This is a genomic window from Phenylobacterium sp. CCH9-H3 (genome assembly GCF_001557235.1).
In the GTDB taxonomy this organism is placed as follows: domain Bacteria; phylum Pseudomonadota; class Alphaproteobacteria; order Caulobacterales; family Caulobacteraceae; genus Phenylobacterium.
Genome location: NZ_LSJI01000073.1, coordinates 1 through 2,698 on the forward strand (window position 1 = coordinate 1; position 2,698 = coordinate 2,698).

Genomic DNA, 2,698 nt, shown 5'->3' on the forward strand with positions numbered 1-2,698 from the left:
GGCAGACCGCCCAGCCCCCGTCTTTACCTCCCCGCAAAGCGGCGGGAGGTAAAGACGGGGGCTGGGCGGTCTGCCATCAATCCATGGGCGGGGTTTGCCTTGGGGTCCGGCGATCTCAAAGAGTGGCCGGAGGCCCGCCGGGGGGGCGGCGACGCCTGGAGGCTCGCCTACCGGCGCTCCTCTCCAGCCGCATATCTGTTGATGTCGGCGACGGCGGCGAGGAATGCGCTGCGGATCTCTGTCTGTGAGTACCCCTGGTCCCAGAACTCGGTCATCAGCGCGTTGACGACATCGTCCAGGGCATGGGCGCTTACCGCCGCCTTCATGTCCGTGAGATGCCGGCAACGGGCGGCCAGGTCAGCGGCGACGGCGTAGGCGGCGAAGCGGGCGCGCTCCTCGGGGGTCAGATCGTCTAGCTCGTCCGCCGGCATCTGTGCGTCCAGTCGTTAGGTTTTGTGGACACGATATCTCATCCGCGCGGTTGCGGCGCACTAGGCGCGGCTCGCCCCCTCCATCCCCCGCTCTTCGGCCTGCGGCCTCGGCGGGCGGTCCCCCTCCCAGCGCTTTGCGGGGGGAGGTGAAGGCGCGGGGGCTTCGTCGGACGACGGCCAGCCAATTAACCACACACCGCCAGGGTGACCGGCGAGCCAGGGCAATCTCACGTCCGACTCCAGATCGGACCTTGGAAGTTGGAGAGGGGTGGATTTCGGACCTTGTCGCAAGGGCGATGAAATCGAAGGTTGCGCCCCGGAGCTTCGTGCTGAAGCTTGCTCCGTACTGATGGAGACCGCGCGTGCCTCAATCCGCCTGGAGACTGCCGTTCAGCGGAACGAACATCGCCGTACTCGCCGACTGCCATATCCACGAAGGCGGCCCAGGATTTCCTGCAGCACTTTTCCCGCGCCTACAGGGCGCCGACCTGATCGTCACACTGGGCGATATGGGTGAGCGGTCTGGGCTCGATCAGCTTGAAGCAATCGCCCCTGTGCTGGGCGTTCGCGGGAACGATGACGACGACGACATGCGGACGCGCCGCAGGTTGCTTGCCCTGGAGGGCGACGGCTACCGGATTGGCTGCGTGTTCGATGCCAAGGCGGCCGGACTGGCCGATGAAGTTGATCCTTTTGTAGCCGCAGAGGACGCCGTCCAAACCTGTCAGCGACTATTCGGCGGACCGCTCAACATCTTACTTCACGCGGCGACACACCGGGCCGACGAAGCCCGCTTTGGTGCAAGCGGTTCTGCCCTCAACCCCGGGAGCGCCGTATCGCCGGCAGAAGGCTCTCGCCCCAGCATCCTCCGGCTCAAGGTCGCTGCCGAAGGCTGCTACGGCCAGGTCGTCTGGGTGGCCTAATGCGACGCACTCAAGGTCGCCTCAGGGTCGAAAGCCGGCATCGGGGCGCGCGGCCCGGATAAGGCCCCCCGCGGGGCGGCGCGCCCGGCGGGCGTCGTCCTTGACAGCGCCGGACCCAAGGCTCGCATCAACCATGGATTTCAGGGCGGGGCGTATCCCCGGTGGGGATGTCTGCGCTGACGGGGAATTGGCGCCGGACGGTTGCCTCCTGGCGACGGGGCCAATCCGGATAGGCGGCGCCTAGCCGATGTTTCCCTTGCGGGCGGAGTCCGGCCAGACGCGCGCCGCGGGCGGGCTGGTGCGGCGTTCGAACGATAGGGGGTTCAGGTCCGCAACCAGGGTCGGGGCGGGCGGGACCTGTCCGGCGGCGAGGCGCAGGCGGAAGAGCTTTCCGTCCTGGGAATAGAGCGTGTCCCCCAAGCCGTCGACGTCGGCCCAGTCGATACGGCCGAGGTCGGCCAGGACGTCGGCGCCGGAAACGATCTGAGCGGTTTCGACGTACCAGCGGCCGTCGCGCTCCCTTATCCCGTGGAGGGACGTCTGCAGGAAGGGTCCGCCCTTGCGGAGGGGCTTCTGCATCACCCAGGGCCGGTCGAAGGTCACCCACACCGCGGGCGGCTCGGCGTCAGGATCGCGAGGCGCCTCCTGGCCGGGGCTGCCTTCCGCGGCGAGCCGCCAGCCGTCGCGGTGCTGGCGCATCGCGTGAATGGGATCGTCCTCGCCCCAGCCGGAACCAGGTCCGAGCGGCTGCACGCGGAACCCCTTGGGCAGCGGGTCGCATTCGGGCGCGAGGCGCATCTCGTCGCCGCCGACGCCACGGGAGTGCTCGCTGAGCGGCGGCCGGTGGTTGAGGGCGAGCGAGCGGGACGTGGAGAAGAGCCCGCCGCCGCCCCAGCCGTCGCCCTTCGGCCAGAACGCGAGGGCCGTGAAGTAGGGCGGGCGTTAGATGGCGGTCCAGCTTCGATAGGGGCCCTGCCGGTAGCCTGCAAAGTAGACGAACAGGTCGCCGTCGGGCGAGAGGTCGCAACGGCGCTCGTAGATGCGGCCGCGAAACCACTGGCCCGGGGTCAGGGTGTCGGTGTCGAGGTCCCAGCTGAGCAGCAGGACGCTTCGGCTGGGGCCGCGCCGCAGGACCACGGCTTTGCGTGCGTTGCGCGCCAGGATCGCGGTGACGCGCGCGGGCGGTCGTGGGCGGGGGGCGGCGGTTGTCATGGCCGGAGACTGTGAGGCCGCCGCTTAACTTGGGGTTGCACGCGATGGTTAGCGCTCGCGAGCCGGCGGTTCGCCCCCTCCACCCCCCGCTCTCCGGCCTGTCTCTTATACACATCTCCGAGCCCACGAGAC

Annotated in this window: 4 protein-coding genes; 1 reads left to right on the forward strand and 3 read right to left on the reverse strand. The window is 68.9% G+C overall.

All coding sequences use genetic code 11. From position 1 onward, the window contains the following. Nucleotides 1-167: 167 nt before the first annotated feature. A complete protein-coding gene (locus tag AX721_RS06205) occupies nucleotides 168-431 on the reverse strand; it encodes a hypothetical protein (RefSeq protein WP_068875147.1) in 264 nt (87 codons plus the stop codon). A 362-nt stretch (nucleotides 432-793) separates the two neighbouring features. On the opposite strand from AX721_RS06205, the gene AX721_RS26695 reads away from it, so the two are divergent. Then, nucleotides 794-1,354: a metallophosphoesterase family protein gene (locus AX721_RS26695; protein ID WP_082765647.1), complete on the forward strand. Its 561-nt coding sequence runs from the start codon at nucleotides 794-796 to the stop codon at nucleotides 1,352-1,354. Between the two features lie 240 nt (nucleotides 1,355-1,594). Here the strand turns inward: AX721_RS26695 and AX721_RS06215 are convergent, their stop codons facing one another. Both AX721_RS06215 and AX721_RS06220 read right to left on the reverse strand, forming a co-directional pair. Beyond that, a complete protein-coding gene (locus tag AX721_RS06215) occupies nucleotides 1,595-2,152 on the reverse strand; it encodes a hypothetical protein (protein WP_068875149.1) in 558 nt (185 codons plus the stop codon). Nucleotides 2,153-2,296: 144 nt separating this feature from the next. After that, nucleotides 2,297-2,566 (reverse strand): hypothetical protein, encoded by a 270-nt coding sequence (locus tag AX721_RS06220; RefSeq protein WP_068875150.1) that lies wholly within the window; start codon nucleotides 2,564-2,566, stop codon nucleotides 2,297-2,299. Between the last annotated feature and the right edge of the window lie 132 nt (nucleotides 2,567-2,698).